The organism is Spirosoma flavus, from assembly GCF_054778555.1.
Genome location: NZ_BAAGZL010000001.1, coordinates 99,375 through 113,408 on the forward strand (window position 1 = coordinate 99,375; position 14,034 = coordinate 113,408).

Annotated in this window: 9 protein-coding genes and 1 riboswitch; of the genes, 3 read left to right on the top strand and 6 right to left on the bottom strand. The window is 49.4% G+C overall.

Annotated elements, in window-relative coordinates:
• Positions 1-5: 5 nt before the first annotated feature.
• The 5 genes from ACYVF1_RS00375 to ACYVF1_RS00395 form a co-directional block, all read right to left on the bottom strand.
• On the bottom strand, positions 6-3,626 hold the full coding sequence (locus ACYVF1_RS00375) for a TonB-dependent receptor (protein ID WP_461074465.1): 3,621 nt from the start codon (positions 3,624-3,626) through the stop codon (positions 6-8).
• Positions 3,627-3,833: 207 nt separating this feature from the next.
• Positions 3,834-4,856 (bottom strand): FecR family protein, encoded by a 1,023-nt coding sequence (locus ACYVF1_RS00380; RefSeq protein ID WP_461074467.1) that lies wholly within the window; start codon positions 4,854-4,856, stop codon positions 3,834-3,836.
• Between the two features lie 338 nt (positions 4,857-5,194).
• Complete coding sequence (locus tag ACYVF1_RS00385; protein WP_461074469.1) at positions 5,195-6,574, bottom strand: serine hydrolase; 1,380 nt, start codon at positions 6,572-6,574, stop codon at positions 5,195-5,197.
• Positions 6,575-6,624: 50 nt separating this feature from the next.
• The gene (locus tag ACYVF1_RS00390) at positions 6,625-7,773 is read right to left on the bottom strand and encodes a helix-turn-helix domain-containing protein (protein ID WP_461074471.1); all 1,149 of its coding nucleotides are present in this window, start codon (positions 7,771-7,773) and stop codon (positions 6,625-6,627) included.
• Between the two features lie 203 nt (positions 7,774-7,976).
• Positions 7,977-8,600 carry a hypothetical protein gene (locus ACYVF1_RS00395; protein WP_461074473.1) on the bottom strand — a complete coding sequence of 208 codons (624 nt, stop codon included), beginning with the start codon at positions 8,598-8,600 and terminating at the stop codon, positions 7,977-7,979.
• A gap of 222 nt (positions 8,601-8,822) precedes the next feature.
• On the opposite strand from ACYVF1_RS00395, the gene ACYVF1_RS00400 reads away from it, so the two are divergent.
• The 3 genes from ACYVF1_RS00400 to ACYVF1_RS00410 all read left to right on the top strand — a co-directional run bounded on the left by ACYVF1_RS00400 (position 8,823) and on the right by ACYVF1_RS00410 (position 12,792).
• Positions 8,823-10,028 carry a hypothetical protein gene (locus tag ACYVF1_RS00400; RefSeq protein WP_461074475.1) on the top strand — a complete coding sequence of 402 codons (1,206 nt, stop codon included), beginning with the start codon at positions 8,823-8,825 and terminating at the stop codon, positions 10,026-10,028.
• 33 nt (positions 10,029-10,061) lie between these two features.
• Positions 10,062-11,750: a hypothetical protein gene (locus ACYVF1_RS00405; RefSeq protein WP_461074477.1), complete on the top strand. Its 1,689-nt coding sequence runs from the start codon at positions 10,062-10,064 to the stop codon at positions 11,748-11,750.
• Positions 11,751-11,847: 97 nt separating this feature from the next.
• Positions 11,848-12,792 carry a sugar phosphate isomerase/epimerase family protein gene (locus ACYVF1_RS00410; RefSeq protein WP_461074479.1) on the top strand — a complete coding sequence of 315 codons (945 nt, stop codon included), beginning with the start codon at positions 11,848-11,850 and terminating at the stop codon, positions 12,790-12,792.
• 82 nt (positions 12,793-12,874) lie between these two features.
• Here the strand turns inward: ACYVF1_RS00410 and ACYVF1_RS00415 are convergent, their stop codons facing one another.
• Positions 12,875-13,648: an SDR family oxidoreductase gene (locus ACYVF1_RS00415; RefSeq protein ID WP_461074481.1), complete on the bottom strand. Its 774-nt coding sequence runs from the start codon at positions 13,646-13,648 to the stop codon at positions 12,875-12,877.
• A gap of 36 nt (positions 13,649-13,684) precedes the next feature.
• Positions 13,685-13,993: riboswitch (cobalamin riboswitch) on the top strand.
• Positions 13,994-14,034: the final 41 nt, after the last annotated feature.

Consider the following 14,034-nt stretch of genomic DNA (forward strand, 5'->3'; position numbering starts at 1 on the left):
TCGGATTAGAACGTAAGATTAAGACCAGCAGAAAGGGTTTTCGACAGTGGGTACGTCCGGCCGTTGGTGCCGTCGCCGTCGAGTTGTTCCGGGTCGATGTATTTGGAACGGAGTGGTGAGAACGTCAGCAGGTTTTCGCCACTGAAAAAGATACGAGCACGAGAAAGACGTATCTTTTTGGTGATCGCTTCGGGAATGGTGTAGCCAAACACTACGTTCTTCAGGCGCAGATACCCCACATTCTGGATATACCGGTCGTTGGGAGTTCTCAAGTCGTTTCCATCCTCTAAAGCGGTGTATCCTCTCAACAATGGAAAATATGCGTCCGGATTTTCAGGTGTCCAGATGTCGTCGTTAAAATTCTCCGGTATGAATGAGTAATACGGACGCGAGTAGGGCCCCCAGAATTTATCGGCGTTATTGCCCGGATACCAATTCTTCCGAATGATACCCTGTGCCAACACCGATACGTCAAAGCCATTCCAAGAAGCGCCCAGATTCATGCCATAACGGTAGCGGGCACGGTCGTTGCCAATAATAATCTGATCACCATGACTAGCCAGTGTATTAGCACCTGGGTCAATTTTCCCATTGCCATCTAAGTCATTGAATTTGATGTCACCAGCCTGTAATTTGCTCCAGTCGCCGGGAGCGCTTAACCGTCTTTTATTGATCAGTGATTGATCTACTGTATATGCCTGAGCTTCCTCGTTGGTTTTAAAATAACCTGCCATTGAATATCCCCAGATGTCGCCAATAACCTGCCCTTCGTAACGACTCGACAGAATTTTGTTTGGGTTGTCGTATTTGGTAATCGTCGATTTCGAGTCAGACAGAATAAACGATACGTTGTACGACAGCGATTTGCCGGCCACCTTCGTCTGATCGCGCCAGGAGAGTGCTAATTCAAAGCCTTTAGTCTGTAAATCACCGGCATTTTCGGTCGGTACGCTAGCTCCGTAAACAGCTGGTAGTACGCGCCCAGGCACCAGCATGTCGGTTGTGTTACGTACATAGGCGTCGAAGGAGAAATTTAGTCGGTTGTTCAACAACGTAGCGTCGAGGCCTAAGTTAGTGGTCGTCGCTTTTTCCCAGGTTAGGCTTTGCGAAATCGGGTTCGGGCTGTTCACGTAAAACAGCTTTTGTCCATTGTTTATCCAGCTCGACTGAGCCGTTGGCATGATAGGAACGTAGGGGTAGTAGTTGGACGACGTCGTATTATACGGAACGGCGTTGGAACCCGGAGGAAGCTGGTTGCCCAACGTACCGTACGACGCCCTGATTTTCAGGTTATTCACTACGTTACGTGCCGATTCGAAGAATTTTTCTTCGCTAATCCGCCAGCCCGCCGATACCGATGGAAAGAACCCATACCGACGACCAACGCCAAATCGGGACGTACCGTCGTAGCGACCGTTTACTTCAAACAGGTATTTGCCAACGTAGTCATAGTTCGCGCGGAAGAAAGCGCCGAACAGCGCGTACTGGAACGCATCACCCGCCGACAATTGCTCACCAGTTCCCAAATTCAGGTCGTTGAGGCTTTCCGAAAGCAGGTTTTTCCGGGCACCGAACAGCCGCGAATGTTTGCGGGTTTCGCGGTTCAGACCAGCCGTAGCTGCGAAATAGTGTTTGCCAAACGTCTGATTGTAAGATGTATACAAGTTAGCCGCTGTGGCCGGATCGAACCACATCGTTTGCTTGTACTGATCGACGTTGTAGTTTGGAACCGTCGTTAGAATACCCGGCTGAATCGAATACTGCGCCACAGCCGAACGATACCAATCATCGGCGATGTAGAACGAATACGAATAGTTACCAACCAGATTCCAGTTTTTGGTAAAGTCGATGGTAACCGCGTTGATGGTCGTCAGCTCGTGTACTTTTTTCTCACCACCCGCTACGCCTTTCAACAGGTTTGCAAACAACCCATCGCCAATAGAGTAATTGTTTTTCAGCGTGTTATACGTAGCAGTACCGTCTGGGTTCAGGGGTGCGTAGATCGGCAACGCGTGTACCGTAATGGCTACGAAATTGGCATTGGCGCCACCTTCCAGACCGGGGTACGTATATCGCGAATCAAAGTATTGTGTGTTGTTGCTTACTTTCAACCAGGGCGTCAGCTGCGCGTTGATTTTGCTACGTAGCGTGTACGACGTAAACTTATCGGTGTTGATGCGCATAATCCCGTCCTTCTCGAAAACAGAACCCGACAAGAAGTAATTGATTTTATCAGTGCCGCCCGACAGGTTCAGGTTGTGCTGTTTCGATGGTTCGGTCATTGTAAACAGCGTATTCCACCAGTCGTAGTTGCCATAATAGTTGTAGATGTCCTTGCCGTTTACATTCTTCACCACCGTCCAGGGGCGGGCTGGATTCTCGACTTTGTCGTACCGGCGCGCTTCGAGTTCTTTATAATCTTCCTGCGAATAGCGCGTGTAGCTGTTACCCGTTGCCCGGATAAAGGCTTCGTCGTTCAGCATTGTGTGCTCGTAGCCATTCGTCATGAATTTGGTGCTTACCGTGGGCGTCGACCAGCCGAAATTGTTGCTGTAATCGATGGTCGTTTTGCCGTTTTTCGCTGTTTTGGTCGTAACCAGAATAACGCCGAACGCACCCCGCGCCCCGTAAATAGCCGAAGCAGCCGCATCTTTTAGTACCGAAACCGACTCTACGTCATTCGGGTTAATCCGGTTGATATCGCCCGGAATACCATCGATAAGCACCAGCGGGCCACCGCCGTTTATCGACGTTTCACCCCGAACGTTGAGGTTACCGCCCTGCCCCGGCTGACCCGTACTGAACGTAATGTTCAGGTTAGGAACCATCCCCTGCAAAATCTGTGACATGTTATTCAGGGGCCGGTTTTCCAATTCTTTCGCCTGCACCTGCGACACCGCGCCCGTCAGGTTTACCTTTTTCTGCGTACCATAACCCACTACGACCAGTTCTTCCAGCATTTTATTATCGGCGGCCAACGTAACGTCCAGCGTCGAGCGGTTGCCAACCGAAATTTCCTGCGATACGTAACCAACGAAGCTGAAAACCAGCACCGCCGACGTATTAGGTACCGTAATTTCGTAAGCCCCATTTCCGTCGGTCGACGTACCGCGCGTTGTACCTTTAATCACCACGCTCACACCCGCCAGCGCACCTTGTCCATCGGAAGATTTTACGGTGCCTTTGATGCGAATATCAGCCGGGACATACGTAGTGACGGGTCGGCTGGAGAGCTCATTGAGGAAAAATGCCTGTTTGTCTTTTTTCTCACGCGCCAGCACAATCTGCTCATTGATAAGCTTATACGTAATGCCGCGCGGTGCAAGCAACTGATCGAGGACTTTCGACAGCTTCTGATTACGCTCATCAATCGACACCGATTCTTTCAGCGGAATCCGGCTGCTGTACACAAATCGGGTATTAACTTTTTCCTGAATCCGATCCAGTGCTTCCTGGAGCGTTACGTTATTCAACTGAAGTGTAATGTCCTTATTCAGAATCGATTGTGCCGCCATTTCCCGAGCGTTGGCCATGCTGACCAGCAGGATCGCCAGGAGGCACTGTAGTAATCCGTATCGCATAATGGTTCGCCAGTCAACGGACTTGTTAAGGAGTGATTTTTGCATAATTTTGGTTATCAGATGGTTCGTCACTGTTTGATTCATCATCCTTTGATTCGGTGGTACGAAATGAGGATGGTATTTTGGCCGGGGTGGTGGTACACTCCCGGCTTTTTTGGTTATGAAGTTTGTCAGGTAAATTCTTGCATAGGCTGAATAAAGAGTTACAGGTTAGTATTTGGTTTATATCAGGTATTACGTTGATTCACAGTCCTATTCGCAGGGAGTGCCGTTAAGTACAATCGTGTTGCCCGACATCGTGTATGTTACGTCAAGGGCCGCACAAAGCATTTCCATAATGTCGGGTAAAGCCTGATGCTCAAAATCAGCGTTCAGTCGGCAGGAGCTGAGTTTGGGATTCACCAGCCGGAATGTTACGTTGAATCGTTTCTGTAAGCTGGCTAAAACCTGATCTAAAGGCGCGTTGTCAAATACAATGTTGATTGGCTCATAAATAGCCTTCCGGGAAGGGGTCGGAATCAACGTAGCAGTAAGCCGTTTGGAGTCGATTTCGAAGGTAGCCTGCTGCTGCGGTTTCAGAATAACCTGCTGTTTTTTCTGCGTATGGTCCGATGCGCTTACCTGCACCCGTCCCGTTACAACCGCCACCTGAAAAACTTTACTGCTAGTGAGCGCCTTTACGTTGAAGCTGGTTCCCAATACTTTAATGTCAATTTCGCCACTGTGAATGAAGAATGGCCGCGTTTTGTCTTTCGTTACGTCGAAGAAGCCTTCGCCCGAAAACGTTACCCGCCGATTGTCGAGCTCGAACTGCTTTGGGTACGTAATGGAAGCTCCTGCATGCATCCAGACCGAACTGCCATCGGGCAACTTATGAACAACTGGCCGAGCTTGTTTATTGGTGAAATGAATGGCATTAGCCACCGTTACGTGACTGGATTGACGTGTTTTCGACTGATCAAAAGCAGCGATCTGTTTAGCGGAGTCCCGATACGTTACATAAACGCCAATCGCCAGCAGTATGGAGGCCGCCAGCCAGGCCGTCCATCCCCATGAAATCCGCCGGATTATTGGCTCATGATCGACAGATAACCGCTCCTGAATGGCCAGGAACGTATCGTCCTGCAATTGCTGCTGTTCGGTTTCGGGAAACGAACTCAGGTAATCGGTGTTGTTTTGCAGGGAGGCATACCAGGCTTCTACCTGTTGCTTTTCCTGCTCCGTACAGTCGTTCCTGAGGTATTTGTCAAGTAGGGAGGGAGAAATTTTCGGCATGGCTTAGGGATGTTACAAGTCCTAAGTCGCGCGCCGAAGGGGTAACCCTTACTCGGTTTCGAAAAAAATTGAAAAAAGTGAAATGCACTTTCTGCAAAGTCAGGTTGAAGAACCTGACTTTGCAGAATAGGTAATCCCTGTCATCACTGCTAATCGTGAATGGATTCGTCGCGTAGCGACCTAATGTTTATAGAAAAAAGAAGCAAAGAAACCCCTCCGTCGCGTAGCGACGGCAACTAAAAATTTGAACCACTAATTGCTACAAACATAAGGTCGCTAGGCGACGAACTCTTACAAGATTAGCCCGTACCAGGGAGGAAATTTAGACAGACTCTTCACTACGGCGTTATCCGCTTGGCCACAAAATCGCCATTCTGATGAACAACCACCTGCGATACGTTTCCCGTTGCCAGCTTATGAAACGTCAACTGTGCATCAACAGCCTTGAGGAAAAAGTCGGTTTCAGTTTCGGGAAAGATTTCGAATTTACTTTGGCCGGTCACCTGTAAGAAAAGTTTTCCTTTATCGAACGTAATGGACAGAATCCGTTTTGGATCGAGCTGATAATTTCCGACGTATTGACGCAGTACGCTTTCATCGAGCGTAATACTTTTCCGATTTTTTGGTATTTGATAGGGCTCTCCGAACGTAATAAATACCAAATCGCGAAGCATTGGCTCGAGTGTTGTGAGGTCCGATGCATCATCGACGTTAGCCAGCAAAATATAGACGATATCCTCTTCGGGAATCAGCACAAAGAACGTAGCGTACCCAGGCAGGTTACCGTTCTGAAACACAAGCGTCTGTTTTCCCTTAAATTTATTGATGCCCCAGCCATAACTCCACATTGTTTTACCAATACCCGTAAATGAACGCTGCCAATCGGCTTTACTCAGAAATCGGTTGGCCTGAATCGCCCGCGCCCAACGGTACAAATCGCCTACCGTGCTATACATACCGCCAGCCGCATAACCCGCTGTTGAGTCGATGGGCGCTTCTGCCACCAAAACGGAGTCTTTGCGATACGTATAGCCGACGGTTTTGCCCGATTTTTTCAAATTGGTAAAATCGAAGCCGGTGTTCGTGAGCCCAAGCGGTGTCAGAAAACGCTCCCTGATGGCGGTTTCAAATGGTTTTCCGGTTAGTTTTTCAATGAGCAATCCCAGCAGATAATAGCCTGAATTCGTATAATTCACGTCGCCCCCTGGTTTTCCGGTAGTGGGCTTATTGCTAAACATCGACACCAGCCGGTTTTTGTCGATTGGACGCGTAAAATCGATCTTATCTGGACCGTCTTTCTGATAAAGAAAACCTTTGTAATCGTAAATGCCCGATGTGTGCGCAAACAAATCGTCCAGGGTAATCCGGTCAGCGTTGGGGAAATCGGGAAAATATTTGCTGAGTTTGTCTTTGACCGAAAGCTTGCCTTCGGCCTGTAATTGCAGAATGGCCGCGCCGGTAAACGTTTTTGTAATCGAACCCAGCTGATAAATACTCGACGTATCGTTGGGGATTTTTGCGGCTTCGTTTCGCCAGCCGTAGCCTTTCTGAATCAGAATTTTACCTTTCTGGGCAATAAGCACCGAGCCGTTTAAGCGATGCAAATCCGCAGCGGCCTGTAGGTATTGTTCGAGTTTTTCAGCCGTGGATTGGGCCGATACGAATGTAAATGAAGCCGCAATCAGGAACGTAGCGAAGGCTAACAAAAACGTTTTCATGATACGTTGTTTTTAGGGCAAACCAGGCTAAAAACAACGTAGTAATCTGCTCAAATCTGGATTTGATTGGTATTTTTTGCGTGCTGACTCAGGTATTCTTTGGGCGATACGCCCGTTAATTGCTTAAATGTCCGCTGAAATGTAGCCTGCGAATTGAAGCCGCAATCGAAAGCAATTCCAGTGAGTGTCAGGCGTTCATAAGCGGGGTCGATAAGACGTAGCGTTACCTCCCTGATGCGGTATTCGTTGATGAAGCTATTGAATCCCTTGTGCAAATGCTGATTCAGCACCGCCGAAATGAGTTTCGGTGGCAATTGCGTGTGTTGTCCTACTTTCTCGACGGTCAACTCAGGATCCAGAAAGAGCCGGTCTGTTACCATCGCTTTCCGCAACGTATCGGCCACCTGATTTACTGTATTTTCTGGCAATTCTGCCCCGGCCGGTTTTGGCGCAGGTTGCGCTACGTTCTCCGTACGGGTATGAAGATACCCTTTCAGGCCAAGCCAGTAAATAAGTATGGTGATCGGAATGTAAATTGGATACCAGCCAAACAGGTCGAGCAAAGGATATCGCGAGGCCGGATAAATGTAGGGAATCAGGTGAATCAGCCAGATGGTCTGAAAGACAAGAAACACCAGAACGAACTGCCGAAGCCAGCGCAGTTGCGGATAGTTGGCGCTCGAAACGGAAGTCTCGTATCGATTCAAAAACCGTCTTGTCAGAAATAAGTAAATCGTTACTGAAGCCCATCGAGGAATGTCGACGTAAGCGTTGTATTCATCCATAACGTATCCCCAGAAAGGACCTGATTTCTGCTCGAAAAAGCCTAAAATCAGCCCTGCGATAAATACCCAGCCGATAATTTTTGCGCCCATGTCCAGAATAACCGGGTAAAAATGGCGTCGTTCGCGTTTGCCGAGCTGGAATGAAGCGTCCAGCATTGATTGGCTATAAAAATAGATGAGTGGCCCAATGGGCATCGCCATAATAAACGGCAACAATTCGAACGTGAGGCCAACCAATCTGTTTGTTTGCGGAAAACCCACCGCCAGACTCATCATCGCCAATAAGCCAATCAACGTAGCAAGCAGCCGATTCGAGAGTTGACGTCCCTTTTTATTTGTCCAGAGCAACGTAGCGAGGATAAATCCCTGCACCGTACCCAGCAGCAAAATGATGTCAAAGGGAGAAATAGTCATCTTGGGAAAAAAGAAAAGACGCAGAAAAAAGAGTCTTTTACCGAAGTATTACTCTTTATTCCTGCGTCTAGATATAAAACTGGAGCTGCTACGTACCTAACAGGCCCCGACAGGCTCCGGCTGTCGGAGTTGCCGGATGGTTTGTAGCTACATAATTAGTCGCTGACGCGACTCCGACAGCCAGAGCCTGTCGGGGCCTTTAATTAATCGACAATCTTTACGCGAATCTTGTGCGGAGCGGGCTGATTGCCACCGAAATACAATCCTGTGTTGTAGCCAAAGGTCTTGTTGTGGGTAAACGGAATCGTTTTGCCGCCCAGAATCTGATAGACTTTGCGGTCGTAATCGATTTTGATGGTCATTTTGGTCGGCGTATTAATCGCAGCTTCAGCCACTTTAAAGTCGGTACGTACGCCACCGACATACACATACGCGCCCAAGTCGATACGTTTCCGCGTCGGATTCCAGCGCCAGCCAACCCGTGCGCCATCGACCTGATGCGGAGGTACGCCAGTCGTAATGTCCTGATCTTTCGAACCAACAAAGCCTATACCGATGACTTTATTCCAGTCGTCGGCATCGGCTTGGCCAATGTCGTAAATACAGCTGCTATCGAACGTAACGGTGGCGGTGATTTCAGTAGGAGCAATCGTAATACCTACTTTGCGTTTCGGGTTCGGCTCGTGTTCTCCGGCATCGATTTCCACCCAATCGGGATCAGAAAGCAGAAAATCAGGTACGCAGCCACTCATAAAAAGGGTTATGCCGAGCAGTAATAAAGTGAGTGTAAGTGAAGAAACCCGAAAAGACGCTTTTAAACGTAGCATGGTAATATGACTGTATTATGGGAATAATTATGCAAATAACGCTAGAAATCAGTTGATTCGTGTTCCGTTGAATCAGAGAACCCAAAACGTACTATCTGAACGTAGCAAACGGTTGGGTAAGTTTTTTTGCTAATTCAGCAGGTCATATTACCGATTAATAGAACGCAACCTTTTTGTCTGATCCAGCATCATTAATTTTGAATAGCCAAATTCGTTCCAAAAATGCGCCCAGCCGTTTCTTCCTCTTTTCCAAGCATTCAGAGTTACATCTACGCTGTTGTTTTTTCCTCGTTTTGTGTGGTCATGGGCCTGCTCTGGGACATCATGTGGCACATGAGCATTGGCCGCGATGGTCTACTGGCCCCTCCGCACGTAGTAATTTATGTCGGTGCCATTGTCGCGGGGCTTTTTTCTGCCTACCAAATTCTGAACCTGACCTTTTCCCGAAATCATCCCGGCCGAACCCAGGCCGTTCCCTTCTGGGGCGTTTTTTATGGGCCACTGGGGGCCATGTTCTGCGTGTGGGGGGCGCTGATGATGCTAACGTCGGCTCCTTTCGATGATTGGTGGCATAATACGTATGGCCTTGACGTTCAGATTTTAACCCCACCGCATACCATTCTGGCCATCGGTATCATGACGGTGCAATTTGGTGCGATGGTGGGTGTATTGGCCCTTCAGAATCAGTATCGCACCCTGCCCGAAGCCGAATTGTTGCTCGATGGCCCCCGTGCCACCCGGTTGAAATGGCTGTTTGCGGTTGCGGCTGCTCTGCTGCTGGCTATGCTCTTTTCAATGGCCTCGGAGTCGATGGGGAAATTTGAATCGCATAACTCGGTATACTACGCTACGGCGGCAATCGTACTGCCGTTTTATCTGCTGGCGGTTGGTCGGGCGTCGCTGCTACGTTGGCCAATAACCATTATCGCCGGACTGTACATGCTGGCACTCCTGTTGCCAAGCTGGATCCTTCCCTTCTTTTCGGCTACGCCCCGGCTCGGACCAGTGCTGAATCCAATTACGCACTACCAGCCTTTTCATTTTCCGATGCTGCTCATTGTGCCCGCTTTCGCGCTTGACTGGCTGATGCATCGTTTCGAAAACCCCACGAACGGGAAAAAGAAGTTGAACGACTGGGTATTAGCTTTAATTTATGGTGTGGTGTTTATGTTGATTCTACTCGCCGTTCAATGGCCATTTGGCGAATTTTTGCAGACGTCGCCTTACGCACGTAACGGTTTCTTTCTGTCGAATTCCTGGTCCTACGACAGCCCGCCGGACTGGAAATACCGCTTTGAATTTGCTCCCTGGTATCAGCAATCGTCCGCCGATTTCTGGATGGGTTTTGCCAAATCGCTTCTCTATGCCACATTATCCGCCCGCGTCGGCCTCTACTGGGGTAACTGGATGAAACGCATAGCACGGTAAATTTTCCAATAAGAACTGAAACAAAAAACTAGAATGTCCTCGATTATAAATAGCAATCGAATAAAATGGTACGTCCTGTTTTATTCATTTATTGTCTCATTCACGTACTCAATTATTGCCACGGCGCACGTTGGTAGTTCGGGTATTATCGTTCAAAAGAAGGTCGGTAAATACCAGCTTCTGATTAGCGTTAGTCCACCCGACGTAGTACCTGGAACGGCGAAAGTGACGGTCTTTGTCGAACAGGGGCGCGTTCGCGAAATTGGTGCGCGACCTATCTATTTCCGGTCTGGTGACAAAGGCGCACCCACGCACGATGTTCTAACACACGTTGACCAGAACCGCTACGAGGGCGATTTGTGGTTGATGGATTCGGGCTCATCGAGTGTAGAAATAAGCATCGACGGTCCCGACGGAAAACAACAGGTGGTAGTGCCGGTAGTGGCCATTGCTACCGCTATGCGTGATATGCCTGCCGGAACAGGCTGGGGCCTGGCGGCAATGGGCCTGCTGCTAATTGTGATGCTGATTACAATTATCGGAGCCAGCAATGCAGACGGGATTACGTCGCCCGGCCAGCCGGTAACAACTGCGTTACGTCGTAAACGATTCATTGGTATGGCTATCGGACTGGTTACCGTTACGTTAATTATGGCCGGCTGGCGGTCGTGGTGGAACAGTACGGCTGAGGAATATAAGAGCGAACAACTTTATAAGCCAGCTCGAATCAATACGTCGGTGCGTATCGCTGATGCCCAACGGCAGCTCACTATTCAGTTCGATACAGCCAAAGCGGGCAATCAGCAAAAACGGCTTTTCAGCTACCTGCTGCCCGATCACGGAAAGCTGATGCATACGTTTGTAGTGCGGATACCGGGGTTAGATGCATTCGCGCACTTGCACCCAAACCGGCGCGATACGTTAAATTATGATGCTTCTTTGCCAACAATGCTGCCGGGAGGGAAATACCTGGTTTATTCAGATGTCGTATACCGGAGCGGCTTCACCGAAACATTAACCGACACCATCGACGTACCGTTTTTGAAGATCAGCGCCGAAGCAGCTGCCAACGCCAAGCCTTCCGACCCAGACGATAGCTGGCTCGTTACCGAACCGATGGGCGTGAAAGCCAATGCCGTAAACGTACCGCATCTTGATAACGACATGGTGGTTTGCGGGAAACCCGGGGCCAGCGTTACGTTGGAAGATGGGTCAACGATGCTCTGGATGGATAAACCGAGTCAAATACTGGAATCAGGCAAACTCTATACGCTGAAATTCGCCGTTGCTGATGCAAAGGGCAAAGCGGCTGCACTGGAACCGTATCTGGGAATGCCCGGCCATGCCGCCATACTACGTTCTGACGGGTCGGTATATATCCATCTTCACCCCGTCGGTACGTATTCGATGGCGGCCGAAGGATCAATGGTGGGACGGATTGCCGATACGTCGCGGACGTTTCATTACCCCAACGCCGTTCAATTCCGCGACAGCATCGACGCCTACGTACAGAAGCTGAAAACGCTGCCTGAAACCGAAAAAAATAAGTTATTGGCGGCCGCAATGCCCGGTATGGATCATGCGATGAAAGTCAATAACATGGTTGAGTTTCCGTATGCGTTTCCTCGGGCGGGGCATTACCGGATTTGGGTACAGGTGAAACGTAACGGGCGCGTACTGACGGGCGTGTTCGATACGCAGGTGAACGATCCCTTGCTTTGAAGCAGTAGTTTAGCCAGATTTTTGGTTTTTGTCTGCGTAAATCAATAACCTCCTCACTGTTGGGGAAAATCGCTTTCGCTATTATTCGTCCTGCTTTATGGCTCAATCCGTAACCCGTCGCCAAGCCCTAACCGCCCTGACGGTCACCGCTGGTGCATCACTTACGTCAACGTCGGCTTTGCCCTCAGCTAACCCAACTGCTGCCGCTCCATTTACTTTGTGCCTGAATATGAGCACGATTCGGGGTCATAAACTTGGCTTTGTGAAAGAACTGGAAGTGGCATCTAAAGCGGGTTTTCGTTCGGTGGAGATATGGATTGAAACCCTGCAAACGTACCTGAAATCGGGTGCTACGGCCGCCGATGCGCGTAAAGTGCTGTCTGACACGGGTATCAAAGTGGAAAACGCTATCGGATTTGCGCCCTGGATTGTAGACGATGAAGCTACCCGCACGAAAGGTCTCGACCAGATGAAGCGCGAAATGGAAATGTTGGCGGAAGTTGGTTGTAAACGTGTGGCTACGCCCCCCATCGGGGCGCAAACGCCGGGAAGCGCTAAAGTAGACTTATACCAGGCTGCCGAACGCTACCGGGCCATTCTGGAAATAGGCGACAAAACGGGCGTCGTACCCCAATTGGAATTGTGGGGCTTTTCGCCAAATCTGAGCAAGCTGAGCGAAGTTATGTTTGTGGCCATCGAAAGCAAACATCCATCGGCGCGGGTACTGCTCGATATTTATCACCTCTACAAAGGCGGCACGCCGGTTGAAAGTTTAAAACTGGTCGGTAAACCGGCGATGGAAATCTTCCACGTCAACGATTACACAAAGGATTTTCCTCGCGAAAAAATCACCGATGCCGACCGTGTTTTTCCCGGCGACGGCATCGCGCCAATCAAGGAAACGCTCAAGATCATCAAGCGCACCGACCAGCCTATTATTCTGTCGCTGGAAGTATTCAATAAAAACTACTACGCACAGGATGCCGCAACCGTCACGCAAACCGCGATGGCCAAAATGAAGGCGATGGTGGCCGGCGTGTAAGCGTTCACTTATTTTAGCACCGTTTTTATCATTCCGTCAGTCGGTCTAAACGATAAAAACGGTGCTTTATAACTTCTAACGCTTAAAACGCCCACGCCATCAAACCGCCATCAACGGCAATTGTTTGGCCGGTGACGTAACCCGAAGCGGGCATACTCAGGAATGAAACTACCGATGCGACTTCTTCCGGTTCGCCAACGCGGTTCATGGGTGTTCGTTTGAGAATACCCGCCAGTTTCTCCGGATTGTTCAGCACCGGCGAGGCCAGGGGCGTTTTGATGTACCAGGGCGCTACCGAATTGACCCGGATACCATCGCCAGCCCATTCTACTGCCAGATTTCGAGTCAGTTGCACCAGCGCGGCTTTAGTCATGCCGTAAAGCGATCCACTGCTCGTACTTGCCAATCCCGACACCGACGAAACAAAAATAACCCGCCCACCCGTATCCGACGATTTTAGGAGCGGATAAGCAGCCTGCGTCATTTCGTAAGCCGAGCGTAGGTTGGTGTTCAGTACTACGTCATAATCAGCGGAACTGTAATCGGCGGTGGGTTTGCGAATGTTCGTACCGGCGTTGTTCACCAGAATGTCGAGATTTCCCCACGTATTAGTAACAGCTTCGATAACCTGAGCCGCTACGTTCGGCTGACTCACGTCGGCAGCTATGCCTTCCACGGTATGGCCTTGTTCTCGGTATTCCGCTAATTTCTGCTGAAGTAATGTATTGTCGCGAGCGACGATAAACACAGATGCTCCCAGCTCAAGGAACTGAGAAACAATGGCTTCGCCGATACCTTTAGTGCCGCCCGTAACAAGCGCGCGTTGACCACGTAGCGACCAGAGCGATGGATTCATAAATCAGATTGTTAAGATATTCTGCAAATAACGCTACCTTTGCGCTTAGTTTTCGGTGCCTGATGTCATTTCGAGATGGCTTTCAAGGCTTAAAAGGGAAGTTGGTGCAACCCCAGCGCTGTCCCCGCAACTGTAAATCATTTTGTAATGAATAATGTATGAAGTATGATGTATAATATATGATAGACGGCGATAGGTTTAGCCATCATACATTATACACCATATATCTTACATCCTACATTACAACTTCGGTTCTCTCTACATGGTCACTGTGCTGATTATCAGTGCGGGAAGGCCCGGACCGATGTGATGAGTCAGGAGACCTGCCGACGATCATCCGCTGTTCTGCTGTTCGGAGGAAACATCTCAACCGCGTGTCGATAGAA

What these genes read in the sequence shown, in the direction of transcription:
- ACYVF1_RS00375 (WP_461074465.1), bottom strand. Translation starts at nt 3,626, where the DNA reads ATGCAAAAATCACTCCTTAACAAGTCCGTTGACTGGCGAACCATTATG.
- ACYVF1_RS00415 (WP_461074481.1), bottom strand. Translation starts at nt 13,648, where the DNA reads ATGAATCCATCGCTCTGGTCGCTACGTGGTCAACGCGCGCTTGTTACG.
- ACYVF1_RS00400 (WP_461074475.1), top strand. Translation starts at nt 8,823, where the DNA reads ATGCGCCCAGCCGTTTCTTCCTCTTTTCCAAGCATTCAGAGTTACATC.
- ACYVF1_RS00390 (WP_461074471.1), bottom strand. Translation starts at nt 7,773, where the DNA reads ATGACTATTTCTCCCTTTGACATCATTTTGCTGCTGGGTACGGTGCAG.
- ACYVF1_RS00405 (WP_461074477.1), top strand. Translation starts at nt 10,062, where the DNA reads ATGTCCTCGATTATAAATAGCAATCGAATAAAATGGTACGTCCTGTTT.
- ACYVF1_RS00385 (WP_461074469.1), bottom strand. Translation starts at nt 6,574, where the DNA reads ATGAAAACGTTTTTGTTAGCCTTCGCTACGTTCCTGATTGCGGCTTCA.
- ACYVF1_RS00395 (WP_461074473.1), bottom strand. Translation starts at nt 8,600, where the DNA reads ATGCTACGTTTAAAAGCGTCTTTTCGGGTTTCTTCACTTACACTCACT.
- ACYVF1_RS00410 (WP_461074479.1), top strand. Translation starts at nt 11,848, where the DNA reads ATGGCTCAATCCGTAACCCGTCGCCAAGCCCTAACCGCCCTGACGGTC.
- ACYVF1_RS00380 (WP_461074467.1), bottom strand. Translation starts at nt 4,856, where the DNA reads ATGCCGAAAATTTCTCCCTCCCTACTTGACAAATACCTCAGGAACGAC.